The sequence below is a fragment of the Pseudomonas sp. MF6767 genome (assembly GCF_016405475.1).
Classification (GTDB): domain Bacteria; phylum Pseudomonadota; class Gammaproteobacteria; order Pseudomonadales; family Pseudomonadaceae; genus Aquipseudomonas; species Aquipseudomonas paracarnis.
The window spans coordinates 185,510-211,663 of the sequence record NZ_JAEKCY010000001.1; the positions used below are offsets into that span (position 1 = coordinate 185,510).

General features: G+C 61.7%; 27 protein-coding genes and 1 riboswitch. Of the genes, 10 read left to right on the top strand and 17 right to left on the bottom strand.

From position 1 onward, the window contains the following. The first annotated feature begins 59 nt into the window (after positions 1-59). Positions 60-1,319 carry a cation:proton antiporter gene (locus JFT58_RS00830; protein WP_034128913.1) on the top strand — a complete coding sequence of 420 codons (1,260 nt, stop codon included), beginning with the start codon at positions 60-62 and terminating at the stop codon, positions 1,317-1,319. On the opposite strand, the gene JFT58_RS00835 is transcribed toward JFT58_RS00830, so the two are convergent. After that, positions 1,313-2,200, bottom strand: a complete 888-nt coding sequence (locus tag JFT58_RS00835; RefSeq protein ID WP_034128914.1) for a formate/nitrite transporter family protein — start codon at positions 2,198-2,200, stop codon at positions 1,313-1,315. The two genes, JFT58_RS00830 and JFT58_RS00835, sit on opposite strands and share 7 nt — an antisense overlap. Before the next feature lie 76 nt (positions 2,201-2,276). Next, positions 2,277-2,681 (bottom strand): acyl-CoA thioesterase, encoded by a 405-nt coding sequence (locus JFT58_RS00840; protein WP_034128915.1) that lies wholly within the window; start codon positions 2,679-2,681, stop codon positions 2,277-2,279. A 198-nt stretch (positions 2,682-2,879) separates the two neighbouring features. Then, a riboswitch (S-adenosyl-L-homocysteine riboswitch) is annotated at positions 2,880-2,986 on the top strand. Between the two features lie 21 nt (positions 2,987-3,007). Between JFT58_RS00840 and ahcY the strand changes: the two genes are divergently transcribed. The 5 genes from ahcY (at position 3,008) to JFT58_RS00865 (ending at position 9,576) form a co-directional block, all read left to right on the top strand. After that, on the top strand, positions 3,008-4,417 hold the full coding sequence (gene ahcY, locus JFT58_RS00845; protein ID WP_034128916.1) for an adenosylhomocysteinase: 1,410 nt from the start codon (positions 3,008-3,010) through the stop codon (positions 4,415-4,417). A gap of 178 nt (positions 4,418-4,595) precedes the next feature. Beyond that, on the top strand, positions 4,596-5,441 hold the full coding sequence (metF, locus tag JFT58_RS00850; RefSeq protein ID WP_034129073.1) for a methylenetetrahydrofolate reductase [NAD(P)H]: 846 nt from the start codon (positions 4,596-4,598) through the stop codon (positions 5,439-5,441). A gap of 79 nt (positions 5,442-5,520) precedes the next feature. After that, entirely contained in the window at positions 5,521-6,603 is a 1,083-nt protein-coding gene (locus tag JFT58_RS00855; RefSeq protein ID WP_034128917.1) for a hypothetical protein, read from the top strand. Between the two features lie 63 nt (positions 6,604-6,666). Next, positions 6,667-7,470: a substrate-binding periplasmic protein gene (locus tag JFT58_RS00860; RefSeq protein ID WP_034128918.1), complete on the top strand. Its 804-nt coding sequence runs from the start codon at positions 6,667-6,669 to the stop codon at positions 7,468-7,470. 222 nt (positions 7,471-7,692) lie between these two features. Then, positions 7,693-9,576 carry a DEAD/DEAH box helicase gene (locus JFT58_RS00865; RefSeq protein ID WP_054897559.1) on the top strand — a complete coding sequence of 628 codons (1,884 nt, stop codon included), beginning with the start codon at positions 7,693-7,695 and terminating at the stop codon, positions 9,574-9,576. Positions 9,577-9,717: 141 nt separating this feature from the next. On the opposite strand, the gene JFT58_RS00870 is transcribed toward JFT58_RS00865, so the two are convergent. Both JFT58_RS00870 and JFT58_RS00875 read right to left on the bottom strand, forming a co-directional pair. Beyond that, positions 9,718-10,317: a YceI family protein gene (locus JFT58_RS00870; RefSeq protein WP_014720298.1), complete on the bottom strand. Its 600-nt coding sequence runs from the start codon at positions 10,315-10,317 to the stop codon at positions 9,718-9,720. A gap of 32 nt (positions 10,318-10,349) precedes the next feature. Further along, complete coding sequence (locus JFT58_RS00875; protein ID WP_014720299.1) at positions 10,350-10,901, bottom strand: cytochrome b; 552 nt, start codon at positions 10,899-10,901, stop codon at positions 10,350-10,352. 272 nt (positions 10,902-11,173) lie between these two features. Between JFT58_RS00875 and JFT58_RS00880 the strand changes: the two genes are divergently transcribed. Further along, positions 11,174-12,580 (top strand): adenosylmethionine--8-amino-7-oxononanoate transaminase, encoded by a 1,407-nt coding sequence (locus JFT58_RS00880; protein ID WP_034128920.1) that lies wholly within the window; start codon positions 11,174-11,176, stop codon positions 12,578-12,580. Between the two features lie 137 nt (positions 12,581-12,717). Next, positions 12,718-13,437, top strand: coding sequence for a 16S rRNA (uracil(1498)-N(3))-methyltransferase (locus tag JFT58_RS00885; protein ID WP_054897560.1), 720 nt, complete (start codon positions 12,718-12,720; stop codon positions 13,435-13,437). Between the two features lie 135 nt (positions 13,438-13,572). On the opposite strand, the gene JFT58_RS00890 is transcribed toward JFT58_RS00885, so the two are convergent. Genes JFT58_RS00890 through JFT58_RS00900 form a run of 3 tightly spaced genes read right to left on the bottom strand, consistent with a single transcriptional unit; the run spans position 13,573 to position 16,103 of the window. Then, the gene (locus JFT58_RS00890; protein ID WP_054897561.1) at positions 13,573-14,475 is read right to left on the bottom strand and encodes a transporter substrate-binding domain-containing protein; all 903 of its coding nucleotides are present in this window, start codon (positions 14,473-14,475) and stop codon (positions 13,573-13,575) included. A 25-nt stretch (positions 14,476-14,500) separates the two neighbouring features. Beyond that, positions 14,501-14,851 (bottom strand): RidA family protein, encoded by a 351-nt coding sequence (locus JFT58_RS00895; RefSeq protein WP_034128923.1) that lies wholly within the window; start codon positions 14,849-14,851, stop codon positions 14,501-14,503. Positions 14,852-14,861: 10 nt separating this feature from the next. Continuing rightward, the gene (locus JFT58_RS00900; RefSeq protein WP_054897562.1) at positions 14,862-16,103 is read right to left on the bottom strand and encodes a D-amino acid dehydrogenase; all 1,242 of its coding nucleotides are present in this window, start codon (positions 16,101-16,103) and stop codon (positions 14,862-14,864) included. A 107-nt stretch (positions 16,104-16,210) separates the two neighbouring features. Between JFT58_RS00900 and JFT58_RS00905 the strand changes: the two genes are divergently transcribed. Further along, a complete protein-coding gene (locus JFT58_RS00905; protein ID WP_054897594.1) occupies positions 16,211-17,113 on the top strand; it encodes a LysR family transcriptional regulator in 903 nt (300 codons plus the stop codon). A gap of 31 nt (positions 17,114-17,144) precedes the next feature. Here JFT58_RS00905 and trhA read toward each other — a convergent pair whose 3' ends face one another. Next, positions 17,145-17,762, bottom strand: a complete 618-nt coding sequence (trhA, locus tag JFT58_RS00910; protein WP_198834275.1) for a PAQR family membrane homeostasis protein TrhA — start codon at positions 17,760-17,762, stop codon at positions 17,145-17,147. A 145-nt stretch (positions 17,763-17,907) separates the two neighbouring features. On the opposite strand from trhA, the gene JFT58_RS00915 reads away from it, so the two are divergent. Beyond that, the gene (locus JFT58_RS00915; protein WP_014720307.1) at positions 17,908-18,822 is read left to right on the top strand and encodes a LysR family transcriptional regulator; all 915 of its coding nucleotides are present in this window, start codon (positions 17,908-17,910) and stop codon (positions 18,820-18,822) included. A gap of 124 nt (positions 18,823-18,946) precedes the next feature. Here the strand turns inward: JFT58_RS00915 and madM are convergent, their stop codons facing one another. From madM to mdcA, 9 genes are all read right to left on the bottom strand, one after another. Then, positions 18,947-19,711 carry a malonate transporter subunit MadM gene (gene madM / locus JFT58_RS00920; protein ID WP_032897715.1) on the bottom strand — a complete coding sequence of 255 codons (765 nt, stop codon included), beginning with the start codon at positions 19,709-19,711 and terminating at the stop codon, positions 18,947-18,949. Positions 19,712-19,716: 5 nt separating this feature from the next. Next, complete coding sequence (gene madL, locus JFT58_RS00925) at positions 19,717-20,109, bottom strand: malonate transporter subunit MadL (protein WP_032894763.1); 393 nt, start codon at positions 20,107-20,109, stop codon at positions 19,717-19,719. 67 nt (positions 20,110-20,176) lie between these two features. Beyond that, on the bottom strand, positions 20,177-21,076 hold the full coding sequence (gene mdcH / locus JFT58_RS00930; protein ID WP_054897563.1) for a malonate decarboxylase subunit epsilon: 900 nt from the start codon (positions 21,074-21,076) through the stop codon (positions 20,177-20,179). Then, complete coding sequence (locus tag JFT58_RS00935) at positions 21,073-21,669, bottom strand: malonate decarboxylase holo-ACP synthase (RefSeq protein WP_054897564.1); 597 nt, start codon at positions 21,667-21,669, stop codon at positions 21,073-21,075. Before JFT58_RS00935 ends, mdcH begins: the two co-directional genes overlap by 4 nt. After that, positions 21,663-22,433, bottom strand: a complete 771-nt coding sequence (gene mdcE, locus JFT58_RS00940) for a biotin-independent malonate decarboxylase subunit gamma (RefSeq protein WP_054897565.1) — start codon at positions 22,431-22,433, stop codon at positions 21,663-21,665. Before mdcE ends, JFT58_RS00935 begins: the two co-directional genes overlap by 7 nt. Next, positions 22,430-23,272 carry a biotin-independent malonate decarboxylase subunit beta gene (locus tag JFT58_RS00945; protein WP_054897566.1) on the bottom strand — a complete coding sequence of 281 codons (843 nt, stop codon included), beginning with the start codon at positions 23,270-23,272 and terminating at the stop codon, positions 22,430-22,432. Before JFT58_RS00945 ends, mdcE begins: the two co-directional genes overlap by 4 nt. Next, positions 23,265-23,564 (bottom strand): malonate decarboxylase subunit delta, encoded by a 300-nt coding sequence (locus JFT58_RS00950; RefSeq protein ID WP_054897567.1) that lies wholly within the window; start codon positions 23,562-23,564, stop codon positions 23,265-23,267. Before JFT58_RS00950 ends, JFT58_RS00945 begins: the two co-directional genes overlap by 8 nt. Further along, entirely contained in the window at positions 23,564-24,397 is an 834-nt protein-coding gene (locus JFT58_RS00955; protein ID WP_054897568.1) for a triphosphoribosyl-dephospho-CoA synthase, read from the bottom strand. Before JFT58_RS00955 ends, JFT58_RS00950 begins: the two co-directional genes overlap by 1 nt. Then, positions 24,398-26,068 carry a malonate decarboxylase subunit alpha gene (gene mdcA, locus JFT58_RS00960; protein WP_198834276.1) on the bottom strand — a complete coding sequence of 557 codons (1,671 nt, stop codon included), beginning with the start codon at positions 26,066-26,068 and terminating at the stop codon, positions 24,398-24,400. It abuts the gene before it with no gap. Positions 26,069-26,154 lie beyond the last annotated feature (86 nt).

Below are 26,154 nucleotides of genomic sequence, written 5' to 3' on the forward strand. Positions count from 1 at the left end.
ACTAACTACCGATTCGACGCACCCCGTGCGCCTATATTTCCCTGCTCCAAGGACCCCGGATGCTTGAACTTGTCGCCGCCTTCATCTGCCTCACCACCCTGCTCACTTATGTGAACTTCCGTTTTATCGGCCTGCCGCCCACCATTGGCGTGATGGTCACCGCACTGTTGTTCTCGCTGATCCTGCAAGGCCTGAGCGTGCTCGGCTACCCAGGCCTGGAAGAACGTATCCAACAGTTGATCGGCCAGATCGACTTCGGCGATTTGCTGATGAACTGGATGCTGTCGTTCCTGCTGTTCGCCGGCGCCTTGCACGTCAACTTGAACGACTTGCGCAGCTACCGCTGGCCCATCGGCCTGCTGGCAACCTTTGGCGTATTGATCGCCACCGTGGTCATCGGCAGCCTGGCGTACTACATCTTCGCCCTGTTTGGCTGGCACGTGAGTTTCCTTTACTGCCTGCTGTTCGGTGCGCTGATATCCCCTACCGATCCCATTGCGGTGCTCGGCGTGCTACGCACCGCCAATGCCTCCAAACCGCTGAAAACCACCATCGTCGGCGAGTCGCTGTTCAATGACGGTACCGCCGTGGTGGTGTTTACCGTGCTGCTGGGTATCGCGCAGTTGGGTGAGACGCCCACCGTGAGCGCCACGGCCATGCTGTTTGCCCACGAAGCCATTGGCGGCGTGCTGTTTGGCGGGCTGATCGGCTATCTCGTGTACCTGATGATCAAGAGCATCGAACAGCACCAGATCGAAGTCATGCTGACCCTCGCCCTGGTGATCGGCGGCTCGGCCATGGCCTCGGAGCTTCATGTGTCCGCACCGATTGCGATGGTGGTCGCGGGGCTGATCATCGGCAACCTGGGGCGCAAACTGGCGATGAACGACATGACGCGTCGCTACCTGGATGGTTTCTGGGAACTGCTCGATGACATGCTCAATGCCTTGCTGTTTGCGCTGATCGGCATGGAGCTGCTGCTATTGCCATTCAACTGGCTGCACGTGTTCGCGGCCAGCCTGCTGGCAGTGGCGATCCTGCTCTCGCGCCTGCTGACCGTGGCCCCGGCGATCCTGTTGCTGCGCCGTTGGCGCACGGTACCGCGCGGCACTATCCGTATCCTTACCTGGGGTGGCTTGCGCGGCGGGGTTTCGGTGGCACTGGCCTTGGCCCTGCCTCTGGGCCCGGAGCGTGACTTGTTGCTGAGCATCACCTACATCGTGGTGCTGTCTTCGATCCTGTTGCAGGGGTTGAGCATCGGCAAGCTGGTCAAGCACGTGACCCGGGACGAACCCCAGGCCACGCCTGAGCATCACTGATCCTTGTTGATCTGCTGCGGATGCCTCGGGTCCGCAGCCTTTTTACCTGGCAGGCTGCTTTCGCTGCGAACCTGCGCATGGCTGATCAACGCGAAGATGAAACTGCCGCCGATGATGTTGCCGGCCAGGGTCGGCCCGGCGAAGACCAGCCAGAAATCCTTCCATGGCAACTCGCCGGCAAATACCAGGTAGGACACTTCGGCTGAACCGACGACGATATGGGTGAAGTCACCCAGAGCCATGAAGTAGGTGATCAGAATGATGATCCACAGCTTGGCACTCTCCATCGACGGGATCATCCAGACCATGGTGGCGATCATCCAACCGGAGACGATGCCCTTGGCGAACATCTGCGCGGGGTCGTTCTCCATGACCTTGCGCCCGATCTCGAGGAAGGCCAGGTCGGTCTTGGTATCGAAGATCGGCAGGTGCAGCATCACGTATGCCACCAGCAAGGTGCCACACAGGTTGCCCACCAGCACCACTGACCACAGCCGCAACAGACGCCCGGCATTCGCCAGGGTTGGCTTGCTCATCACCGGTAGCACGGCGGTCAGGGTGTTTTCGGTAAACAGTTGCTGGCGTGCCAGGATCACCGCGAGGAAGCCCGCGCAGTAGCCGAAGCTGGCAATTACCTTGAAGGCTTCGCCCTCAGGCAGGCGTGAATTGAGCAGCCCCATGGCCATCAGTGACAAACCCATGGTCAGCCCGGCTGCCAAGGCCGACCACCACAACGCGGCGACACTGCGCTCCAGCTCCTGGTCGCCCTGGGTACGAATGATTTCGTGCAATACCGCTGCGCGGGGCGGCTGGTTCTTGTCGACGTCCTGCTGCTCTTCCTGGGACAGGTTGGGGGTCTTGCCGTCTTCTTGCGTAGCCATGGTGATACCTGAACGGGGGGCGATGTTCAGGTACGACCTATGGTTGATGAAGAGCGTTCACTGGTCCTGCGCAGGATTACTCGCTGAGGCCGTCTTCCTGGAACTGATCCTTGACGTACTTGATCTCTGTCCGGCCGTGAGGCGCGGGCAAACCGTCTTCGCCGAGGTTGACGAAGACCATTTTTTCTACAGTCAGGATGCTTTTGCGCGTGATTTTGTTACGCACTTCACAGGTCAGGGTGATAGAGGTACGACCAAACTCGGTGGCCGTGATCCCCAGCTCGATGATGTCGCCCTGGCGCGAGGCGCTGACAAAGTTGATTTCCGAGATGTACTTGGTGACCACGCGCTGGTTGCCGAGTTGGACAATGGCGTAGATGGCCGCTTCTTCGTCGATCCAGCGCAACAGACTGCCGCCGAACAGTGTGCCGTTGGGGTTGAGGTCTTCGGGTTTTACCCATTTGCGGGTGTGGAAGTTCATGGTCACTCCAAAGCGTCTTGCCAAATGATAGGCAACATCATGGCAGAGCAAGGACCCAAGCTCTATGAACCATTAGCTATCAAGCCCATGAACGATCTTCATGCCGCCGACAGAAAGGCTTGGGAAGTGCCGCTTACACGGCTATAATCGCCTCCGCTTCAAAACGGTCATCTTCGATTGATACCGTTCTCCCGCCACCTGTCCGAGGGGCGCTGCAGCAGGTTCAACCTGTCAGGCTCGGATGGGGCGTTGTCCGGCCTGGTTGCCCTGGCCTGATACTAAACGCACAACGGCGCCCATTCGCACACTACGAATGGAGGCTCTCTATGAGCGCTGTAATGACGCCTGCAGATTTCAACGACTACAAAGTCGCCGACATGTCCCTTGCTGCCTGGGGCCGTCGCGAAACCTTTATCGCCGAATCCGAAATGCCAGCCCTGATGGGCCTGCGCCGCAAGTACGCCGCTGAGCAGCCGCTCAAGGGCGCCAAGATTCTCGGCTGCATCCACATGACCATCCAGACTGCCGTGCTGATCGAAACCCTGGTTGCCCTGGGTGCCGAAGTGCGTTGGTCGTCCTGCAATATCTTCTCGACTCAAGACCAGGCCGCTGCCGCTATCGCTGCTGCCGGTATCCCGGTATTCGCCTGGAAAGGCGAGACCGAAGAAGAGTACGAGTGGTGCCTGGAGCAAACCATCCTCAAAGATGGCGCGCCTTGGGATGCCAACATGATCCTTGACGACGGCGGCGACCTCACCGAGTTGCTGCACAAGAAATACCCGCAGATCCTCGACCGCGTCCACGGCGTGACCGAAGAGACCACCACCGGCGTACACCGCCTGCTGGACATGCTGGCCAAGGGCGAGCTGAAAATCCCGGCCATCAACGTCAACGACTCGGTGACCAAGAGCAAGAACGACAACAAGTACGGCTGCCGTCACAGCCTGAACGATGCGATCAAGCGCGGCACCGACCACCTGCTGTCGGGCAAGCAAGCCCTGGTGATCGGCTACGGTGACGTGGGCAAGGGTTCGTCCCAGTCCCTGCGTCAGGAAGGCATGATCGTCAAGGTCTCCGAAGTCGACCCGATCTGCGCCATGCAAGCCTGCATGGACGGTTTCGAAGTGGTTTCGCCGTTCATCAACGGCCAGAACGACGGCACCGAAGCCAGCATCGACAAAGCTCTGCTGGGCAAGATCGACCTGATCGTCACCACCACCGGTAACGTGAATGTGTGCGATGCGAACATGCTCAAGGCCCTGAAGAAGCGCGCCGTTGTCTGCAACATCGGTCACTTCGACAACGAGATCGACACCGCTTTCATGCGCAAGAACTGGGCATGGGAAGAAGTGAAGCCGCAGGTACACAAGGTTCACCGTACCGGCGCTGGTGATTTCGACCCACAGAATGATGACTACCTGATCCTGCTGGCCGAAGGCCGCCTGGTGAACCTGGGCAACGCCACTGGTCACCCAAGCCGCATCATGGATGGCTCGTTCGCCAACCAGGTGCTGGCGCAGATCTTCCTGTTCGAACAGAAGTACGCCGACCTGTCGCCAGCCCAGAAAGCCGAGCGCCTGACTGTGGAAGTACTGCCGAAGAAACTCGACGAAGAAGTGGCCCTGGAAATGGTCCGCGGCTTCGGCGGCGTGGTGACTCAACTGACCAAGACCCAGGCCGACTACATCGGCGTGACGGTTGAAGGCCCGTTCAAGCCGCACGCTTACCGCTACTGATCGGCCTTGCTGGCGCCGGCTCTTCTGTGGGAGCCGGGCTTGCCCGCGATGCAGACGCCTCGGTGTTCCAGTAACACCGAGCGGATGCTATCGCAGGCAAGCCAGCTCCCACAGAAAGCCAGGCACCCGCATCGATTGTGTATGCCTTCCAGGCTTTCGAGTTTCCAAGGGTATGACCATGTCCCAAGACCGTCGCTACAGCTTCGAGTTCTTCCCGACCAAGACCGATGCTGGGCATGAAAAACTGATGGCAACTGCCAAGCAGTTGGCCAGCTTCAGCCCTGACTTCTTCTCCTGCACCTACGGCGCTGGCGGTTCGACCCGTGATCGCACGATCAACACCGTGTTGCAGCTTGAAAGTGAAGTCAAAGTTCCCGCCGCTCCGCATTTGTCCTGCGTGGGCGACAGCAAGGCCGACCTGCGTAGCCTGCTGACCCAATACAAAGCCGCCGGCATCAAGCGCATCGTTGCCCTGCGTGGCGACCTGCCATCGGGTATGGGCATGGCCAGCGGTGAGCTGCGCTACGCCAACGATCTGGTGAGCTTCATCCGCGAAGAAAGTGGCGATCACTTCCATGTCGAAGTAGCCGCTTACCCGGAGATGCACCCCCAGGCGCGCAATTTCGAAGACGATTTGCAGAACTTCGTGCGCAAGGCCAATGCCGGCGCCGACAGTGCGATCACCCAGTATTTCTTCAACGCCGACAGCTACTTCTACTTCGTCGAGCGTGTACGGGCGATGGGCGTGAACATCCCGATCGTGCCGGGCATCATGCCGATCACCAATTACAGCAAGCTGGCGCGCTTCTCCGACGCCTGCGGTGCCGAGATCCCGCGCTGGGTGCGCAAGCAACTGGAAGCCTATGGCGATGACGTCAAAAGCATCCAGGCGTTCGGCGAGCAGGTCATCACCGAGATGTGTGAGCAATTGTTGCAAGGTGGTGCACCAGGGTTGCATTTCTATACCCTGAACCAGGCTGAACCCAGCCTTGCCATCTGGAACAACCTCAAGCTGCCACGTTAACGCTTGACCGGTTGTACCAAGGCCCTCGTTCTGACGAGGGCCTTTGTCGTTTTACGTTACCCACGGAACCCCGCAGTCCATGAATACAGTGCCCTCGACGTCCCGCCCGCAACTGGTCTACCTGGTCTTCGGCGCCGACACCTACCATCAGGAAGCCGTATTCAGCATCGCCAGCGCACTGGCATTCCTGCAGGACACGCCGGACGCGAACATCGACATTCAGGTATTCAGCGACAACCCCGAACCCTATCGCTTGCTGCCGGTGCGCGTCCGCCCGCTGGACGAGGCCACCCGCAAACGCTGGAGCGAGCCCCACGGCTATCACTTTCGCACCAAACACGTGGTGCTGCGCCAGGTGCTGCAAGAATCCCCGGTAGCATTGCTCATCGACACCGACACCTTCTTCCATCATTCGCCCATGGCCCTGTTCGAACGCGTACAGCCCGGCACCCTGCTGTGCAACGCTTTCTACACCAAGTACGGCGACAATCACGAAAGCATCCTCTACACCGCCCTGCGCCAGCGCCTGCTGGACATGGGCGTGGCCGACGATGACATGATGACCCTCAACTCCGGCGTCATGGGCCTGACCCAACAGGATGCGCACATCCTCGACCACTCCATCGAGTTGATGGATGAACTGTTCCCCCACGCCCAGGGCGCCTACACCCTGGAAGAGTTCTGCCTGTCCATCGCCGCCTACCGTACCCTCAAGGTGCGCGAGTGCCCGGACCTGATCCACCACTACTGGAGCCGCAAACAGCTGTTCCGGGCCAAGGTCAAGGCGTGGATCGCCAAGCACGCCAGCGCGCCCACCAGTGTGCAAGCCCTGGCCGATACGCGCCAAGTCTCCTCGCACCTGCCGCGCCCGCCGCGTTTGCAGCGTTTGATGTACAAGCTGATCACCCTGCTGCTGCCCAAGCATCAGCAACAGTTCATCCGCGAGATTCTCTACGGCTGCTACGAACACGAAAACGAGTTCGACCAGGCGTGCGGCCCGGTTTGGTGGGACAAGGCCCGACAAAACCAGGAAGAACGCCAGAAGCGCCCGATTGATGCCCACCAGTTGGAACACTGGTTCGCCAACCCCGTGGTGCGTTTGATTCTGGGTGAGCGCCGGGCCGCGATCCACGAACACCTGCTGAACGCTCCCGCGAAGTAAGACCGCCCGCCAATGCGCGTGCCAGAGCTTCTCTTTCTTCGGGGAGCGTCGTAACCTCAGGGTATGCCCGTCCTCTTCAAGCTGTTGACCGCTGTGCTGTTTTCTTGCCTGAGCCTGGCCGCTCATGGCGAGAAACTGCGCATTGTCACCGAACCCTGGGCGCCCTATGTCTACGAAGACAACGGCACCATGGCCGGCCTGGATTATGAAACCACCCTGATCGTGTTCCAGCGCCTGGGGGTGGAGGTGCAATGGCAGTTCCTGCCCTGGAAGCGCTGCTTGGCGATGCTCGAGCAGGGCCACGCCGACGGCGCGCTGGATATCTTTCACAGCCAGGAGCGCGACGCGTTGCTGCTCTATCCCAGCGAGCCGTTGTCGGAAGTCGAATTTGTCTTGTTCTATGCCAACGAACGCCCTCACCCCGCCGCCACGCTCGACGACCTGCGCGGCCTGACCGTTGGCGTTTCCCCTGGCTACCTTTATGGCGACGCGTTCAGTAAGTCCAACACCTTCCAGCGCGAACCCGCCCCCAGCCATGAAGCCAACTTTGGCAAACTCATGCTGGGGCGCGTCGATATGGTGGTGACTGACCGGCGCGTGGGGCACCACGTGCTCAAGGCCCTGGGCCTGGAAGGTAAAGTCAGCCAGGCATCGGTGGTGGTCAGCCGCCAGCAGCAATTTCTTGCGGTACGCCGTGGCGCAGGCATGGACCTGCTGGTGCAACGCTTTGCCGCCGAGCTCAAGCGCTTCAAGCAAGAGCCCGCCTATGCCACATTGAGCGCCAAATATGGCCGGATGCACGAGCAAACGGCACCCATACCAGCCCCCGAACACGCCGTTGAGCAGCAGGAAAGCAGCGCGCAGTGATTGCTCTGTTATACTGCGGCCTTTCCGCCAGGCTTACGCCCGGCCGCTCGGGTCTTGAAAACGGCACCCAACCCAGCTACTGCGCAGCTTTGCAGCCCGCGCGAGCCGGTGGAGTGCCCGCCAGACGCAGCAGGACCGGACGGGGTTGCGCTCCCCTAAGCGCCATTCACGCCCGGCAAGATTATCCCTTTGGGCCAAGCCCTAACTAAAACAGGATTACTCATGTCCTTTGCTTCCCTCGGTCTCTCCGAGGCTTTAGTCCGCGCCATCGAGGCAGCGGGCTATACCGAGCCTACTCCGGTGCAACAGCGGGCCATTCCCGCCGTGTTGCAAGGTCGCGACCTGATGGTCGCGGCTCAGACAGGTACTGGTAAAACCGGCGGTTTCGCCCTCCCGATCCTGGAGCGGTTGTTTCCCAACGGTCACCCGGACAAATCCCAACGTCACGGCCCGCGCCAACCGCGTGTACTGGTCCTGACCCCAACCCGCGAACTCGCCGCTCAGGTGCACGACAGCTTCAAGCTGTATGCCCGCGACTTGAAGTTCGTCAGCGCCTGCATCTTCGGCGGCGTCGGCATGAACCCTCAGGTTCAGGCCATGTCCCGTGGCGTCGATGTACTGGTGGCCTGCCCGGGTCGCTTGCTCGACCTGTGCGGCCAAGGCAGCGTCGATTTGTCCCACGTGGAAATCCTCGTGCTGGACGAAGCCGACCGCATGCTCGACATGGGCTTTGTCCATGACGTGAAAAAGGTCCTCGCCCGCCTGCCGGCCAAACGTCAGAACCTGCTGTTCTCGGCAACGTTCTCCAACGACATCACCGCCCTGGCCGGCAAGCTGCTGCACAACCCGGAGCGCATCGAAGTCACGCCGCCCAACACCACGGTCGAGCGTATCGAGCAACGCGTGTTCCGCCTTGCCGCCAGCCACAAGCGCTCGCTGCTGGCGCACCTGATCACCCAGGGTGCCTGGGAACAGGTGCTGGTGTTCACCCGCACCAAGCACGGCGCCAACCGCCTGGCCGAGTACCTGGACAAGCACGGCCTCACCGCCGTCGCCATCCACGGCAACAAGAGCCAGAACGCGCGCACCAAAGCCCTGGCCGACTTCAAGGCCGGCAGCGTGCGTATCCTGGTGGCCACCGATATCGCCGCACGCGGCCTGGATATCGACCAGTTACCACACGTGGTCAACTTCGAGCTGCCAAACGTCGATGAAGACTATGTGCACCGTATCGGCCGTACGGGCCGTGCCGGTCGTTCGGGCGAGGCCATTTCGCTGGTCGCGCCGGACGAAGAAAAACTGCTGAAAAGCATCGAGCGCATGACCAAGCAGAAAATCGCCGATGGCGACCTGATGGGCTTCGATGCCAGCGCCGTGGAGGCCGAGAAGCCAGAAGCGCGCGAGCGTCCGGATGTGCGCAACCCGCGCAACCCACGTGGTCCGAAGGGCGATGGCCCGAACGGCGGCGGTGGTGGCGGTGGTCGTCGCGACAAAGGCAAGGACAAGGGCAAGGAAAAATCCGCGACCAGCAGCCGTGGCGAACGCCCGGCCCGTGAGCAGAAGCCCCGTGAAGGCACCCCGGCCCGCGAACAGCGCCAGCCGAGCCAGCCGCCACGCGCCGCGGCCGACCGCGCCCCGGACGAGTTCCTTGACGACGATATCGATAACTTCGGTAACCGCGTCGACTACGTGCCCCAGGCCAAACCGGCCCAGGGCCGTGGCCGTCGCCCAGGGGCTCCTGCCCAGGGCGCAGGCGCTCCACGTAGCGGCCAGCCACAGGGCGGTCGCCAGAACGCCCCGCGCAACAGCAGCGGCGGCACCACCGGTACCCCGCCTGCCAAGCGCAGCGGCCCGCGCAATGGCGCACCGCGTGACGGCCAGGCCCGTCGCGAAGATTCACGCAGCAACAACCGCCGCCCTGCCCGTGACGATCAGCCTCGCTCGTCCGAGCCTGCAGTACAAAACCCACGGGGTGGCCCGGCGCCGAAGATCATCCACAAGGAGTCGAAAGCGGATCGCTTCCCGACACCTGAGCAGTTGGATCAACTGCCAGGCCGCCCTCGTGGTGAGAAACCAGCGCTGCTGACTCGCAACCGCGAAGCATAAAAAAAACCCGTATCGTGAGATACGGGTTTTTTTGCCTGTAGGAGCTAGCTCGCGAAGGTCGTCAACGATAACGCGGGCATCCTGGTTTAACGCGGTGTCCTTGCGGCCTTCGCGAGCAAGCTCGCTCCTACATACGAAGCATTACTTCGCTTTCACACCTTCAAACGTGATGTACAACTGCACGTTGTCAGACTGTGGACCTACGTCCATGCCGTCCTTGTTGAATTCCTTGCGGCTGATGTTGGTGGTGCCTTCGAAGCCGGCACGGTAGCCGCCCCATGGATCCTTGCCTTCGCCCAGGAACGTGGCTTTGACCAGGATCGGCTTGGTCACGCCGTGGAAGGTCAGGTCCCCGGTCACATCAGCAGTCAGCTTGCCATCAGCATTTTTGCCAGTTGGCTTGACGCTGGTGGAAACGAACTTGGCATCAGGGAATTTGCCCGACTCCAGGAAGTCCTTGCTGTTGACGTGCTTGTCGCGCTCGGCGTGGTTGGAGAACACGCTGGCAGTACGCACGTTGACTTCAATCTTGGCGTCTTCGGGCTTGGCGGCGTCAAAGCTGAACTTGCCATCCAGGTCCTTGAAGGTACCGGTGATGTAGCTGTAACCCAGGTGGCTGATTTTGAAATCGACGAAGGCGTGCTGGCCTTCCTTGTCGATCACGTAGTCAGCGGCCATCGCCGAACCTGCGGACAGCAGGGCAGAACCGATTGCCAGCGCAGCGAGTGTTTTTTTCAACATGCTTTCTATTCCTTGTGAGTCGAGGTTGAACATCAGGCTTTGCGTCCCAGCATTCGCGCAAGGGTCGCATCACGATCGATAAAATGGTGTTTCAGTGCCGCCACGCCGTGCAAGCCAGCGAAGACCACCAACACCCAGGCGAGGTACAGGTGCACCCAACCGGCGGTATCTGCCTGGTCCGGTAGACCGGAAACCACGGCAGGAATTTCAAACAGGCCAAACACCGGGATACCGACACCGTCTGCGGTGGAAATCAGGTAACCGGCAATCATCACGGCAAACAGCCCAACATAAAGAAATGCGTGCCCAAATGCGGCACCGATCCGCGTCATGCGGCTATAGCTGGCCAGCGGCGGAGGCGGCGGACTGACCAGGCGCCAGACGATCCGTACCAGCATGATGGCGAACAGCGTGATGCCAATGCTCTTGTGCAAGTCGGGCGCATCTTTGCGCCAGGCGCTGTAGTAATCGAGTCCGACCATCCACAAGCCCAAGGCAAATAAACCGAACACCACCAGGGCTACACCCCAGTGCAGAACCATGCTGACCCAACCATAGCGGGCCGGCGAATTACGTAGCTGCATGTACTTAATCCCGTAAGAACTGTGCCCAAGACTAGCGCTTTACCTATCGAATTAAAGCGGAAAATTTTGCTTTGAAATATCGAAAAATACGATAACGAGGCTAGGCATCATAAATTAACAAGGGATTAAGACTATCCCTGGGAAACGTGACAGACCGTCCTGCATTTACCGCGAATTTCCCCACAATGGCTTGTGACCCAAGCCACCATTGCATAGGCTTGCGCGATTGTTTCGCCTGCGCCCGCCGCAGGACCGCTTCGAGGAGATCACCGATGGGCTTGAATAACCAGTGGATGCAACGCGACCTCGCGGTGCTGTGGCATCCCTGCACCCAGATGAAAGACCACCAGCAATTGCCCCTGGTGCCCATCAAGCGCGGTGAAGGCGTATGGCTGGAAGACTTCGAAGGCAAGCGCTACCTCGATGCCGTCAGTTCCTGGTGGGTCAACGTATTCGGCCACGCCAACCCGCGGATCAACCAGCGTATCAAGGATCAGGTCGATCAGCTGGAGCACGTGATCCTCGCCGGTTTCAGCCATCAACCGGTGATCGAGCTGTCCGAACGCCTGGTCGCGATGACGCCCGAAGGGCTGACCCGCTGCTTCTACGCCGATAACGGTTCGTCCTGCATCGAAGTGGCGCTGAAGATGAGCTTCCACTACTGGCTCAACCGCGGCCAGCCGAACAAAAAGCGCTTCGTCACCCTCACCAACAGCTACCACGGCGAAACCATCGCCGCGATGTCGGTGGGCGACGTGCCGCTGTTTACCGAGACCTACAAGGCGTTGCTGCTCGACACTATCAAGGTGCCGAGCCCGGACTGCTACCTGCGCCCCGAAGGCATGAGCTGGGAAGAACACTCGCGCAACATGTTCCTGGCGATGGAGCAGACCCTGGCCGAGCATCACGACACCGTCGCTGCCGTGATCGTCGAGCCGCTGATCCAGGGTGCCGGTGGCATGCGCATGTACCACCCCGTGTACCTCAAGCTGCTGCGCGAAGCCTGCGACCGCTATGGCGTGCACTTGATCCACGACGAGATCGCCGTGGGCTTTGGCCGCACCGGCAGCATGTTCGCCTGTGAACAGGCCGGCATCCGCCCGGACTTCCTGTGCCTGTCCAAGGCGCTCACCGGCGGTTACCTGCCACTGGCCGCCGTGGTCACCACCGAAGAGGTCTACAGCGCCTTCTACGACGACTACCCGACCCTGCGTGCCTTCCTGCACTCCCACAGCTACACAGGCAACCCGCTGGCCTGTGCGGCAGCGTTGGCGACGCTGGATATCTTTGAAGAAGACAACGTCATCGAAAACAACAAGGCCCTGGCCCAGCGCATGGCGACCGCCACCGCGCACTTGGTCGACCATCCTCACGTGTCCGAAGTGCGCCAGACCGGCATGGTGCTGGCCATCGAGATGGTGCAGGACAAAGCCACCAAGGCCGCCTACCCGTGGCAGGAGCGCCGTGGCCTGAAGGTCTTCGAGCACGCGCTGGAGCGCGGGGCGCTGTTGCGGCCACTGGGCAGCGTGGTGTATTTCCTGCCGCCGTATGTGATTACCCCGGAGCAGATCGACTTTCTGGCCGAGGTGGCCAGCGAGGGGATAGATATCGCCACCAACAGCAAGGTCAGTGTGGCGGTGCCCAAAGATTTTCACCCGGGCTTCCGTGATCCGGGTTGATTGCCGAAATCCTTGTAGGAGCGAGCTTGCTCGCGAAGGCATTCCAGGCGCACCGCTGCGTCGGATGTACATTTTTCGCGAGCAAGAACTAGGCGTCCCCCTCGCTCCTACATAAACAACCTCTTCAGAGAACAGACATGAGACTGTCCCGCTTTTTCACCGACACCCCGCTGAGTCTCGGTGACCACGAACTGCCCGAAGCCCAGGCGCATTACATCAGCCGTGTGCTGCGCATGAGTGAAGGCGATGCCGTGCAATTGTTCGACGGCTCCGGCCAGGAGTTTCGTGGCACCTTGCTGGAAGTCGGTAAAAAACGCGTCACCGTGCAACTCACGGATAGCTTTGCCGGCCAGGCCGAATCGCCCCTGCATATTCACCTCGGCCAGGGCCTGTCCCGGGGCGAGCGCATGGATTGGGCGATCCAGAAGGCCACTGAACTGGGCGTCAATGCCATCACACCGATCTTCAGCGAGCGCTGCGAAGTGCGCCTCAAAGACGAACGCGCCGACAAGCGCTTGCTGCACTGGCGCCAGGTGGCAATCAGTGCGTGTGAGCAATGTGGGCGTTCGACGGTGCCGGTGATTCACCCCCCGCTCTTGCTGGCAGACTGGCTCAAGCAAACCGAGGCGGATTTGAAGCTGGTGCTGCACCCGGTGGCAGAACCGATGATCAGCCACGCCAAGCCATCGAGCCTGGCGTTCTTGATCGGCCCCGAGGGTGGGCTCACCGACAATGAAGTCGAGACCGCCCAGGGCGCCGGCTACCACGCCGCTCGCCTCGGCCCGCGGGTGTTGCGTACCGAGACCGCGCCCGTCGTCGCACTCTCCGTCGCCCAACAACTCTGGGGCGACTTCTGACCTCACCCTGTAAACCCAATCAACTGTAGGAGCTGGCTTGCCTGCGATAGCGGTGGTTCAGGCAGTTAATTTACAACTGACAGACCGCTATCGCAGGCAAGCCAGCTCCTACAGTTTTATCGGGTTACCCCAGGCTTACTCCACTGGGTCACTCACCGGCTTGGCGATGATCGCTTTCAACTCGCTGGTCATCGGGAACTCCAGGTTCAAGCCCTTGGGCGGAATCGGCTGCTCGAACCAGCGCTGGTAAATCCCGTTGATCTCTCCCGAGCGGTACAGCTCGCCCAGGGTTTCGTTGACCACCGCGAGAAACTGCGGGTCATCCTTGCGCACCATGCAGCTGTAGATCTCCCGCGACTGCTCCTCGCCGACGACCACCCAGTGATGCGGGTCCTTGGCCTTGGCGCGCTCGCCGTAGAGCAACGCGTCGTCCATATAGAACGCTACGGCCCGGCCAGTCTCGAGCATCTTGAACGCTTCGCCATGGTCCTTGGCGCTGATCACGAACATATTGGCTTTGTGTTCAGCGTTATAACTTTTGAGAAAGCGCTCATTGGTGGTGCCGGCAGTGGTCACCACATTCTTGCCCGCAAGGTCGGCAAAGCCTTTGATCCCACTGTCCTTGGCCGTGAGCAACTGGCCCTTTACATAGATAAACCCGTAGGAGAATGCCACCTGCTTCTGGCGCTCAGCCGTCACGCCGGTGGAGCCGCACTCCAGGTCGACAGTGCCGTTCTGCACCAGCGGGATGCGGGTTTGGGACGTCACCAGGTTGTACTTCACCTTGAGGTCGCCCACTGCGGTTTTCTGCTGAATACGCTCGACAATCCTGTTTGCCAGGTCCACCGAGTAGCCCATCGGTTTACCACTGTTATCCCCCACGTAGGAAAACGGCACCGACGCATCGCGGTAGCCAAGGGTGATGGACTTGGCGCTGGCGATCTTGCTCAAAGTGCCCTCCAGTGGCGCTTCGGTTGCATGGGCCTGTGCGCTCAACAAAAGCCCCAGCGCGCAGCCGGTCAACAGGATTGTTTTCATTGTTATTCTCCGTGGGTCTTTGAGGTTATTTACGGACTGCAATCACGCTGATTTCCACCAGCACACTCGGCCGCGCCAGCTCTGCTTGCAAGGTAGTGCGCGTGGGCGCCATGCCTGGCGAGAGCCATGCGGACCAGACTTCATTCATCGGCGTAAAACCGGCAGCGATGTCCTTCAGGTAGATCGTCGCGTTGAGCAAGTGGTCCTTATCGCTGCCCGCCTCGGCCAACAGCGTATCAATCCTGGCCAGCACTTCCCGGGTCTGGGTGGCCACATCCAGGCCGTCGCCGGGCACCTGGCCCGAAAGGAACACCAGTTCCTTGAACGTCACGGCACCGCTGAGTCGTTCGTTGCTGTTGATTCGGGTAATGGTCACGGCTGCATCCTCAAGCGGCGCGGGGCGTCAGGCCCTGCATATCAATGGAAGGGGTGCGCTGGTCGATCAATTCGGCCAGCAATTGGCCGCTGCCGCAGGCCAGGGTAAAGCCAAGCGCGCCGTGGCCCAGGTTCAGCCACAGGTTGCGATAGCGACTGGCGCCAATCAGCGGCACGCCCGTTGGCGTGGCCGGGCGCATGCCAGCCCATTCGAGCGCGTGTACGTAGTCAGCTGCATGGGGAAATGTCTCTACTGCCTGGCGCTTTATCAACGCCAGGCGCGAAGGCTCAAGGCCGGCATCGAATCCCACAATATCCACCATGGCCGCGACCCGTAGTTGCTCGCCGAGGCGCGCGTAGACGATCTTGCGGTCGTAGTCGGTGATGCTCACATTCGGCGCCTTGTGTTGCGGGCCAATCGGCGCGCTCAAGCTGTAGCCCTTGAGCGGGTATAAGGGCAGTGACAGCCCCGGCAGTGCCAACTCAGCGCTGCGATAACCGGCCGCCAGGACCAGTTGCTCGACTGGCATCACCTCATCACCCAGTTCGATGGCCTGCACCGCACCGCCAGCATGGCGCAGCCCGGTGACCTTGCGCCCGAGCAAGAACCTGCAGCGCCCCGACGCCTCAAGCCGGGCCGCCAATTGCCGGCAAAAAGCGTGACAATCCCCCACTTCCTCGTTCGGCGTGTAGATGCCGCCGACAAAGCCACCGGCCGCAAGTGCGGGCTCCAGGCGAGCGCACTCAACAGACGACAACACCTGTTGCTGCAGGAAATTTGTGACCTTGGCGCGGGCATGTTCAAAGGTGCTGGCGCTGCGAAACATCACCAGCTTGCCGTTGCGCCGCCAGTCGAAGCCGCCCAGGCGATCATCCTCGCGCCACTGCTGTAACGTGCTCTGGCTCAGGGTAGCCAGGCGCAGAAGATGGGCACCGTTACGCCTGTTGACCGAACCCCGGCAAGCGCCGATAAAGGCCGCCATCCAACGCCATTGCTGTGGGTCGAGGCGAGGTCGCAACTTCAAGGGCGAGTCGCCACGCAACAACCACCCGATTGCCTGCAAGGGCACGCCCGCGTCAGCCAGTGGCGCAACATAGCGATAGGACAGTTGCCCACCGTTGGCAAAACTGGTTTCGCTGCCCAAGGTGCCACGGGCATCGATCAGCGTGACCTCATGGCCAGCCCGCACCAACGCATAAGCGCTGGCCAAGCCGATAACCCCACCGCCGATGATGCAAACCTGCCTGGCCATCCCAGCCCCCAACCGTTGATTAAGAGCGCTCAGCGTAGAGCCAGGTGACAGGTCACCAACAATGAATAAAGATGGCTCACCTATAAACAAAGGTTATGGGACTCGCCATGCGCTTGCGTCATATCGAAATCTTCCAGGCCATCCGTCAGACCGGCTCCATCAGTGCCGCCGCGCAGTTGCTGCACGTCTCGCAACCGGCGGTGACCAAAGTGCTGCAGCACGCCGAGCTGCAGTTGGGCTTTGCGTTATTCCTGCGGGTACGGGGTAAATTGCAACCCACCCCGGAAGCCCTGGCGCTGGAACGCGAAGTCGAGAAAGTCAGCGCAAGCCTGCAAGGCGTGCGGCGCCTGGCGAAAAGTTTGCGCCGCGAACCGGGACAAAGCATTCGCATCGGCGCAATCCCGGCGCTGGCGCTGGCGCTGCTACCGCCGGCGGTCCTGGAATGGAAGCGCGATTACCCGGACATTGCCTGTGAACTGTCCAGTGACCATAGCCACGAGCTGGTGCAAAAGCTGTTGATGCGCGAGATCGACCTGGCGCTGACGCTCAACTTTTCCGGGCATCCGGGGCTTACCACTCAAGTATTGGCCAACGGGGTGTTGGTGGCATTGGCGTCCAAAGGCTATTGGCCCGATGCCGAACGGCATCAGCCCCTGCCGTTGGCCGAACTGGCCGGCGCGCCCTTGATCGGCCTCTCCAGCGCTGACCCGCTGGCCGCCAAGCTGGAGAGTTATCTGGAAAGCGTCGACCCGCCACCACGCGTGACGATCTCGGTGCAGACCTATTCACTGGCCCGCGCGATGGTCGAATCCGGCGCGGGCCTGACCGTGATCGATCCGTTCACAGCATTGGGTGCTTCAACGGCCACCACCCATATCCGAACGCTCACCCCGCCGCTGCCGATTACCCTCTACGCGCTGACCCGTGCCAACGAACCTCCACCGCATATGCTGGCCAAGTTGCTAGAGATTTTTGGTAGCCGCGCCCAGGTGTTACTGGAACGCCTTTAAGTGTGGGAGCCGGGCTTGCCCCCTCCCACAATCAGAGCACGTAATGCATGATCGCCACGAAATGCAGCAGGCTGCCGCCAATCACAAACAAATGCCAGATGCCGTGGGAATGGCGCAAGCGATCCTCCAGGGCAAAAAAGATAATGCCTACGGTGTACAGCACCCCACCAGACGCCAACCAGATAAACCCTGCCGTACCCAACGCCGCCATCAACGGCTTGACCGCTACCAGTACGATCCAGCCCATCACGGCGTAGATCACGATGGACAGAATCCGCGCCTCCGAACGCGGCTTGATCTCCTGCAGGATGCCGATCACCGCCAGCCCCCACACAATCCCGAACAACGTCCAGCCCCACGGCCCGCGCAGGGTCACCAGGCAGAATGGCGTGTAGCTGCCGGCAATCAACAGGTAAATGGAAAAGTGATCGACCTTCTGCATGATCGCTTTTCGCCGGCCTCGCACGCTGTGGTACACCGTCGACGCGCTGTACAGCACCATCAGGGTAAAGCCATAAATCGCCACGCTGACGAACTTCCAGGGGCTGCCGTCAAGGCTCGCCACTACCAACATCCACACGGCGCCAATACAGGCCGCGACTGCACCGAGCAAATGGCTCCAGGCGTTGAATCGTTCCCCGTGGTACATCTGTCACTGACCTCCCGTAACCCTCAAGAACAGGCGGACAAGCGTCCAGCCTTGCGCATCAGAGTGCAAGCGGCACGTGACGTTCCGGCGACGACAGCCGCGTTTACGGGCACAATCGAGTGCAATCGAACAAGAGCCCAAGGCCATGCTGATCGACGAAGAATTCACCCTCAAGAAGCTGGAGATCTTCCTGGCGTTCATGCGCACCGGCAACCTGGCCCGCGCGGCCGCCGAGTTGCAAACCAGCAATGTCAGCGTGCACCGCGCCATTCACTCCCTGGAAAGTGCCCTGCGCTGCCCGCTGTTCAAACACGAGGGTCGCAACCTCACTCCGCTGGAAAGCGCCTACGTGCTCGAAGAGCGTGCGCAGAAACTGGTGGCCGACGTGGTCGACAGCGTGCGCCTGACCCGCGAAGCCGCTGGGTTCTCGGCCGAACGTTTCAAGCTCGGCTCGCTGTATTCGCTGACGGTCAAGACCGTGCCACAGTTGATCATGGGCCTGAAAATCCGGCGCAGCGAACTGAATATCGACCTGATCCTGGGCTCCAACTTCGACCTGCTCTATAAGCTCAAGAACATGGAAGTGGACGCGATTCTCATCTCCCTCGACGAACACGCCCACGACCCCGACTGCGAGCAGATCGCGCTGTTCAGCGATGACATCTTCCTCGCCACCCCGGCCGATTCGCCCCTGGACCGCGATCAGGAAATCGACCTGGCCGACGTGCGCGATGCCACCTTCATCACCCTCACCCAGGGCTTCGCCACGCATCAGGACGGCAACCGGGTGTTCCATCAGGCCGGGTTCGAGCCGAAGGTGGCGATGCAGGTGAACGATATCTTCACCTTGCTGAGCATGGTCAGTTCAGGGGTGGGTTATGCGCTGCTGCCAGGACGTATCGCAGCGGTGTATGAGAACCGCGTGAAGCTGATACCGTTGCAGCCCAGGTATCGCTTGCAACAGCAGATCGGTGTGGTGTTCCTGAAAGCCAAGGAGCGCGATCCGAACTTGCTGGCGTTGTTGGCGGAGTGTCGGATGTACGCCAATCGCCAAAGCTGAGGACGATCGCTCCCACGCTCTGCGTGGGAGCGCAGCTTAGGACGCTCCGCGTCCGCTTTTTGACCGTGACGCAGAGCGTCACAAGAGGCTTTCCCACGCGGAGCGTGGGAACGATCATCCCCTATCAGCCCACCAACCCACGCATCAGCAAAAACAACAACGACGGCCCCAACAAACACCCCAGCGCCGTATAGAACGCCGCCGTCAAACACCCATAAGGCACCAGCTTCGGATCAGTCGCCGCCAGGCCGCCCGCCACACCGCTGGAGGTGCCCATCAAGCCACCGAAGATCACCGCGCTGCGTGGGTTGTTCAGCCCGATCAGCGGCGCCACGAACGGCGTCATCACCATTACCAGAATGGCCTTGATCAACCCCGCGGCAATGGACAGCGCCATCACCTCGGAGCTGGCCCCAATCGCCGCGCCGGTCACCGGGCCGACGATGTAGGTCACGGCCCCGGCGCCGATGGTGGTGAGGCTCACCGCATCGGTGTACCCGAACGCCATCGCCACCCCTACCCCGGCAACGAACGACGAGCCCACGCCGACAAACAGCGCCAGCACCCCCACGAAGCCGGCGCGTTTCAACTCATCGACACTCACGCCAAACGCCGTGGCGACAATGGCAAAATCGCGCAACATCGCACCGCCCAGCAGGCCGATGCCCGACAACAGTGGAATATCCACCACGCCCTTGGAACCACCCGTAAACGCACCGCCCACATACGACAGCGCCAACCCCAGCAAAATGGCAATGGCCGAACCATGCAGGCGGCCCTTGGTGAAGGTATCGGAGATCCAATAAGACACCCACATGGTCAGGCCGATCACGGCGAAACCACTGATCAAGCCGTAGCCGGTGATCACTTTCATCATCGATTCGTACATGGCGATCACCCGGCTTCTTTGGTGGGAACAGGAGCAACCGGCTCGCGGTTACCGATACGCACCAGCACGGGCACCAGGGCAAAGCCGAGCACCACGGCGAGGGTCCCGGCCAGAATCGCCATAGGCCCACCGCTGATGGCGCCATACACGTTTTGCTGGGCAGCCATCGCCACCACAATCGGGATATACACCGCCGCCCAGAAACTCACGCCTTGCTCTGACTTGCCGGTAAACAGGCCGCGTTTGCTCAAGTAGCTGCCCAGGCCGATCAACAGCAGCATGGCAATACCCACCCCGCCGACGTTGGCCGGAATACCCAACAGCTTGCCCAGCAGTTCACCCACAAACAGCCCTGCCAGCGTGCAGAACGCCAAAAAAGCCACACCGTAGATAATCATGGTTGTTGTCCTCAAAGTGCTCGTTCGAAATTGTTGTTTTTGTGCTTCGAAAGCCTTGGGTACTGCGTTATCGGTGGCGGCGTTCCTCCTCTTGCAGCAGGGCCTGCAAGGTGTCCAGGCGGGCGCCTTCGCAGGCGATCACCGTGCCTTGTTCAAACACCCGGCGTGACAGACCGGTGAGCACCGCGCCCGGAGGCAGTTCGATTTGCAGGCGCACACCGCGCTCGTAGGCGCTTTGCACAGTGCCGCGCCAATCGACGACGCGGCACATATTGAAGGCCAGGTCGTCACGCAGTTGTTCGGGGTTGTGGATAGGTCGCGCGCGGGTGCTGCTCAGGTAAGTAATGCGCGGCGCCTTGAGTGGGACGAAGGCTTGGAACAGTGCCTGGGCGGGTTGCTCCAGCAACGGGCAGTGAGACGGCACGCTGACGGCCAGGCGCTTGGCGACACCGTTGCCTGTGATGCGCTCGGCAACTCGCCTCATCGCCTCGTTGCTGCCGGCGATGACGGTCTGGTTGTCGGCATTGATATTGGCCAGGTACACCGGCGTTTGCGGGCTGTGGATATCCGCCAGCAAGGCCTCGACGCTGGAAAGATCAGGGCCGATCAGCGCCGTCATGCCATAGCCCTGTGGATAAGCCTGCTGCATCAGTTCGCCCCGCAGGCTGACCAGTTTTATCGCATCAGCGAAGTCCAGGGCCCCGGCCATCACCGCGGCTGGGTAGGCGCCGATGGACAGGCCCGCTACATAATCCGGCGTGCACTCTAATCGCCGGGCATGGGCCACGCCGGCGATCACCAGGCACAGTTGCACAGCCCGCGTCGATTCCAGAGCCTGCGCCGAGTCGAGCCGACGAACGTCTTCCCCCAGGGCATCGCTGGCCTCTTGCAGAATGTCGGCCGGCAACACCTGGAGCATGCCGCTGCGTTGGGCGCCCTGCCCCGGAAACACCAGAAGGCTGCTCATGCCACGGCCTGCCAAGGGTCGAGCACAAGGTGCGCACCGCAGACGGTCTTGAGCAGTACACGGCGTGAGGGGCCGGCCCATTCGCGCAACGCGACGGCACCGAAAGGGGTTTGCAGTTGCAGGTCGACGGCGCAGGGCGCGGTGTCCAGGATCGCCAACAGCGCTCGCGCCTCGCTACGATCCAGGGGCTTGGGCGTGCACAGGATCAAATCCAGGTCACTGTTGGCATGCAGCGCTTCAATGCCACTGGCCAATTCAAACCCGGCACTGCCGCTGACGCCCCAATCTTGCGGCGCCAGCACCGGCCGCAGTTGATCGAGGGCCCGCAGCGCCGGTAAATCCCGTGGTGAGACCGCCGCTCGCAAAGCTTGCGGCGCCACCCGCCGTTGCACCGCCGCCACGGGCATCTGGGCGGCAAAACGCTGCTCACGCAAATGCCCACGCACACCGACCGCCACATGGCCCGGCTCGGCGATGGCACGCCGCACCACTACCGGATGCCCGGCACGGATCGCGTCCCGCACCCAGGCCGGGGCATCGGCAGGCAGATGCGCCAGGGTCATGCCCCAGAGTAAGTCGTGGGCGTTCACCATTGCTCCCGCAACAGCTGGCGCACTCGGCTGGAGGCGGCTCGGTTGGTGGCGCCAAGGCGTGAGCTCAAGTCGGTACTGCCGATATCCTTGACTGCCTGCACCAGGCAATCGCTGACTCGCGCCACGTCATCCGTCGTGGGTTGTTCAATCCGGGTGACTGACAACGTCTCCCACAGCAATCCCAGGCTGGCATAGCTGTCGATGTCATAGGCCATCGGCGGCACGCTGGCGGCCAGGGTTTCCAATTCTTCGACGCTACGCAAGGTCACCCGTGCCGCCGAGGCCTTGCCCATGGCATGCACCATCACGCCAGGGTCGCGCAGGGCGATCAGGCGATTGGCCTGGTAGCCGTGGGCGAGGAACGCCCCCGACATGGCCTTGCCCACCAACAGGGCGATCACCGGGTGGCCGGCGAGCCGAGCGCGAGCGTAGCTGTCAGCGGCGGCGGCCAAGGCCTGATGAATGCCAAGGGCTTCTTCGCGACGACCATAGGCTTGGCTGGGTACGTCGACGATAGCGATGATGGGGCGCTTGTCACCCCGGGCGTTGGCTTCGTCCACCGCCTTGGCCAAGCCCCAGCCTTCCAGTAGGCCGACTTCGCCATTGCGGGCGCGGGGGAAGCGGTTGTGCGGGTCGGGGACCACGGCGATATAGCGCACCGCCTGTTCACCCAACACACCATCCGCCACTTTCAATGAGCCCGGCAAACCTTCGACCGGCGTTGCGTTGGCGCTCAATGCGTTGAACCACTGCAAGCCTCTCATGAGCGTTCTCCCTGATACAGCGCGCGAACCGTCGCCGGCTCGATTTGCGCGCTCGCGTCCAGTTCGGCCAGGCGCGCCAGGTAAAAATCAGCGCGCCGGCTGCGCGGTTGTGTGGGCACGCCCTGCTGCAACAGTGTGCTGACGGTCTGCTGGATCTGCGCCACATCGTCGGCCACATAACGGTCGGCCAAGCCACTGTTGAAGCGCTGCTCGCCACCGGTAAGGCTCCAGATAAACGGCCGGTCGCGGGAGTCGTATTCCTCCAGGCCAGCCTCCTGCTCGATCACTTGCGGGCCATTCAAGCCCAGACGTGCTTCGCGAGTCACCACCAGATAGCTGCACAAGCCAGCCGCGATGGACATGCCCCCAAAGCAACCGACACTGCCGGCCACCACGCCGATCACCGGCTGGTACTGGCGCAGGTCGACAATCGCCGCGTGAATGTCGGCAATGGCAGCCAGGCCCAGGTTGGCTTCCTGCAAGCGCACGCCACCCGTTTCCAGCAGTAGCACCGCGCAGGTGGGGATGCCGTTGCGGTTGTCTTCGGCGGCTAGTTCCAAGGCGCCCGCGATTTTCGCACCGCCGACTTCACCCAGGCTGCCGCCCTGGAAATTACCCTCGATCGCGGCAATCACCACAGGCTTGGCGCCGATGCTGCCCTTGGCGATCACCACACCATCATCGGCCTGGGGCACCACGCCTTGGCGGCTGAGCCACGGCGACATGACCCGCTGGAACGGGTCGATCAACTCGCGGAAGGTGCCGGCATCTAACAGCGCCTTGGCGCGCTGTCGAGCGCCAAGTTCGACAAAGCTGTGTTTAGCGAGTAAGTCAGTCATGGCCGACCTCCTCGAAACCTTGCTCCAATCGCAAGCGCACCACACCGGGCGTGGCACCGAAGTCGTGGATATCAATGTTCAGGGCCGGTGGCGTCTGCTCCTGGAAGATGCGTTCGAACAGGTGCTGCCAGCGTTGCTGCGCGCCATTGACCGAGGTTTGCACCTGGATGGTCAAGGTGCCGGGCGTGCCCGGCTCCAGCAGCACTTCCAGGTCGCCCGAGCCGACGCAACCCACCAGCGCACGGCCTTTGGGGGGCTGCCCGGCGGGGAATTCAAAGGATAAGGTTTCCATCACAACGCTCCGTCGAGGCGGTCGATAAACAGGCAGGCGGCCAACAGGTCGGCGGCGCCGCCGGGGGAGGCATTCAAGGCCAGCAGTTGCAGGTCCAGTTCATGCAGTTGGCGGCGTCCGGCCAGGTTTGCGCTGCCACCGGCGTCGAGCACAGCCTGGGCGCCCTGTTGCATGGTGGCCAGGCCTTCGGTACCGGCGCGGTAGAGCACGCAGGTGTCTGCCAGGTCCGTCATGATCGCCAGCAAAGCATCCAGCCGGGCGTTCTGCTCACCGGCGTTTTCGCGGCGGCTCTTGTGCAGTTGCGGCAGGCCGCGTTGGGTCACCGAGGGGAAGCCAAGCTGCGCCTCTTCACGGGCACCACGTGCGCCGTAGCGTTGGGCGACCTGGGCGCCATGGCTCATGGGCTGCGGGGAGAAGCGGTCGTTGAGCAGGGCCAGCTTGGCGGCGGTCAGGGTTATGGTGCGGGGCTCCAGGGCCGCCGCAGCGGTAAGCAACCCCAGGGCCCAGATCGCACCGCGATGGGTGTTCACGCCCTGGGTGGTGGCGAGCATGGCCTGCTCACCTTCCCGGCCAATACGCCCGAGCGCTTCGCGCAGGGGCAGGCCGACTTCGCCGATGTCGAGCGCGGCCTCGGCCATTTCCTTGAACATCGGCCACAGCGACAGCGCCGAGGCGTGCATCAACCCCAGGTGCAAATCGCTGTGGGCGCCGTTGCCGCGCCGGTCTACCAAGGCGGGTTTGGGCGACAAATCCGCTTCGTCGATCAGCGCATCCACGGCCATATCCGCCAGGCGATCGGCCAGGCTCAGTTCATGCTGTTTGAGCGCGCGCATTTACCAGCTCCTGAATTTGGCGGGCGGGTTGTAGAGGCCACCAGACCAGTCCACCAGGTCGGCCACGCTCTTGGCGGCCAACAACTCGCGGGTGGCGTCGGTGCGGCGAATACCCAAGTCTTCGGGCAAGGCAATCAAGCCTTCGCGGCGCATGCGCGCAGTGTCCTTGGGGTTGTGGCGCATACCGATGGCGGTCACCCCGGCGACGGCGGCGATCATCGCCTGACGTTCTTCCAGGGAGCGTGCCTTGTACAGGTAGGCGATGCCTTCTTCGGTGAGCAAATGGGTAACGTCGTCGCCGTAGATCATGATGGGCGCCAGGGGCATGCCGCTTTTGCGGGCCACTTCCACCGCGTCCAGGGTGTCGACGAAAGTGGGTTTGCCGCCTTCCTGGAAGGTCTCGACCATTTGCACCACGAGTTTTTTGCCGCGTTCAAGCAAGGCCTCAGGCGCATCGTCGTGGCGCATATCCAGCCAGGCCGGTGTGCCATGACGGCGGCCGCGTGGGTCGTGGCCCATGTTCGGCGCGCCACCGAAACCGGCGAGGCGGCCACGGGTCACGGTGCTGGAATGCCCGTCGCCATCCACTTGCAGGGTGGCGCCGATAAACAGGTCCACGGCGTATTGGCCGGCGAGTTGGCAGAACATGCGGTTGGAGCGCATCGAGCCATCGCGGCCGGTGAAGAACACATCCGGGCGTGCGGCAATATAGTTTTCCATGCCCAGTTCGGTGCCGAAGCAATGCACGCTTTCTACCCAACCGCTTTCAATCGCCGGGATCAATGTGGGGTGCGGGTTGAGGGTCCAGTTGCGGCAGATCTTGCCTTTGAGGCCCAGGGATTCGCCGTAGGTGGGCAGAATCAATTCGATGGCAGCCGTGTTGAAGCCGATGCCATGGTTGAGCGACTGCACATTGTGTTTTTCGTAGATGCCACGGATCGCCATCATCGCCATCAGCACATGCACCGGCTTGATATGGCGCGGGTCGCGGGTGAACAGCGGCTCGATGTAGAACGGCTTGTCCGCCACCACCACGAAATCGACCCAGCTTGCGGGGATGTCGACGCGGGGCAAGTCGGTGACGTCATCCACCAACTGGTTGACTTGCACGATGACGATGCCATCGCTGAAGGCGGCGGGCTCGATCAGCGCCGGGGTGTCTTCGGTGCTGGCGCCGGTGTAAATGTTACCGGCACGGTCGGCCATGAAACCAGCGGAGAGCACCACGTTGGGGATCAGATCCACCACCAGCCGCGCATAGAGCTCGATGTAGGTATGAATCGCGCCGATCTCCAGCATGCCGTCTTCCAGCAACTGGCTGATGCGCAGGGATTGGGTGCCAGCGAAAGAGAAATCCAGCTTGCGGGCAATGCCCTTTTCAAACAGGTCCAGGTGCTCGGAACGGCCCACGCTGGGCATGATCATGTGCAAATCGTGGAGCTTGGCGGGGTCGGCCTGGGCCAGGGAGCGCGAGAGGAAGTCGGCCTGCTTCTGGTTGTTGCCCTCCAGCACTAAGCGGTCGCCGGGGAGGATCAAGGCTTCAAGGGCCTCGACGATCTTGTCACTGGGCAACACCGCCCCGTCTGCGTATTTTTTGACCAGCCCGAGCCGCCGCTGCTTCTCGTCGCGCCGCCGCGTCCAGCGCGAGTCGGGGGTGATGGTTGTTGTCATGGTCGCTCCACGGGGGGTTGCTGTCGTGGGGCTTACCTTAGGAGTGAAGCGTTAAGGCATCAATCAAGCTGGAGGACGAACCGTTA

Excerpts from the sequence above, each read along its gene's own strand:
- JFT58_RS00880 (WP_034128920.1), top strand. The coding sequence starts at position 11,174 with ATGGGCTTGAATAACCAGTGGATGCAACGCGACCTCGCGGTGCTGTGG.
- JFT58_RS00875 (WP_014720299.1), bottom strand. The coding sequence starts at position 10,901 with ATGCAGCTACGTAATTCGCCGGCCCGCTATGGTTGGGTCAGCATGGTT.
- JFT58_RS00865 (WP_054897559.1), top strand. The coding sequence starts at position 7,693 with ATGTCCTTTGCTTCCCTCGGTCTCTCCGAGGCTTTAGTCCGCGCCATC.
- mdcA (WP_198834276.1), bottom strand. The coding sequence starts at position 26,068 with ATGACAACAACCATCACCCCCGACTCGCGCTGGACGCGGCGGCGCGAC.
- JFT58_RS00830 (WP_034128913.1), top strand. The coding sequence starts at position 60 with ATGCTTGAACTTGTCGCCGCCTTCATCTGCCTCACCACCCTGCTCACT.
- madL (WP_032894763.1), bottom strand. The coding sequence starts at position 20,109 with ATGATTATCTACGGTGTGGCTTTTTTGGCGTTCTGCACGCTGGCAGGG.
- trhA (WP_198834275.1), bottom strand. The coding sequence starts at position 17,762 with ATGTACCACGGGGAACGATTCAACGCCTGGAGCCATTTGCTCGGTGCA.
- JFT58_RS00890 (WP_054897561.1), bottom strand. The coding sequence starts at position 14,475 with ATGAAAACAATCCTGTTGACCGGCTGCGCGCTGGGGCTTTTGTTGAGC.
- mdcE (WP_054897565.1), bottom strand. The coding sequence starts at position 22,433 with ATGAGAGGCTTGCAGTGGTTCAACGCATTGAGCGCCAACGCAACGCCG.
- JFT58_RS00885 (WP_054897560.1), top strand. The coding sequence starts at position 12,718 with ATGAGACTGTCCCGCTTTTTCACCGACACCCCGCTGAGTCTCGGTGAC.
- JFT58_RS00935 (WP_054897564.1), bottom strand. The coding sequence starts at position 21,669 with ATGGTGAACGCCCACGACTTACTCTGGGGCATGACCCTGGCGCATCTG.
- metF (WP_034129073.1), top strand. The coding sequence starts at position 4,596 with ATGTCCCAAGACCGTCGCTACAGCTTCGAGTTCTTCCCGACCAAGACC.
- JFT58_RS00905 (WP_054897594.1), top strand. The coding sequence starts at position 16,211 with ATGCGCTTGCGTCATATCGAAATCTTCCAGGCCATCCGTCAGACCGGC.
- JFT58_RS00860 (WP_034128918.1), top strand. The coding sequence starts at position 6,667 with ATGCCCGTCCTCTTCAAGCTGTTGACCGCTGTGCTGTTTTCTTGCCTG.
- ahcY (WP_034128916.1), top strand. The coding sequence starts at position 3,008 with ATGAGCGCTGTAATGACGCCTGCAGATTTCAACGACTACAAAGTCGCC.
- JFT58_RS00870 (WP_014720298.1), bottom strand. The coding sequence starts at position 10,317 with ATGTTGAAAAAAACACTCGCTGCGCTGGCAATCGGTTCTGCCCTGCTG.
- JFT58_RS00835 (WP_034128914.1), bottom strand. The coding sequence starts at position 2,200 with ATGGCTACGCAAGAAGACGGCAAGACCCCCAACCTGTCCCAGGAAGAG.
- JFT58_RS00855 (WP_034128917.1), top strand. The coding sequence starts at position 5,521 with ATGAATACAGTGCCCTCGACGTCCCGCCCGCAACTGGTCTACCTGGTC.
- mdcH (WP_054897563.1), bottom strand. The coding sequence starts at position 21,076 with ATGAGCAGCCTTCTGGTGTTTCCGGGGCAGGGCGCCCAACGCAGCGGC.
- JFT58_RS00955 (WP_054897568.1), bottom strand. The coding sequence starts at position 24,397 with ATGCGCGCGCTCAAACAGCATGAACTGAGCCTGGCCGATCGCCTGGCG.
- JFT58_RS00915 (WP_014720307.1), top strand. The coding sequence starts at position 17,908 with ATGCTGATCGACGAAGAATTCACCCTCAAGAAGCTGGAGATCTTCCTG.
- JFT58_RS00950 (WP_054897567.1), bottom strand. The coding sequence starts at position 23,564 with ATGGAAACCTTATCCTTTGAATTCCCCGCCGGGCAGCCCCCCAAAGGC.
- JFT58_RS00900 (WP_054897562.1), bottom strand. The coding sequence starts at position 16,103 with ATGGCCAGGCAGGTTTGCATCATCGGCGGTGGGGTTATCGGCTTGGCC.
- JFT58_RS00945 (WP_054897566.1), bottom strand. The coding sequence starts at position 23,272 with ATGACTGACTTACTCGCTAAACACAGCTTTGTCGAACTTGGCGCTCGA.
- JFT58_RS00840 (WP_034128915.1), bottom strand. The coding sequence starts at position 2,681 with ATGAACTTCCACACCCGCAAATGGGTAAAACCCGAAGACCTCAACCCC.
- madM (WP_032897715.1), bottom strand. The coding sequence starts at position 19,711 with ATGTACGAATCGATGATGAAAGTGATCACCGGCTACGGCTTGATCAGT.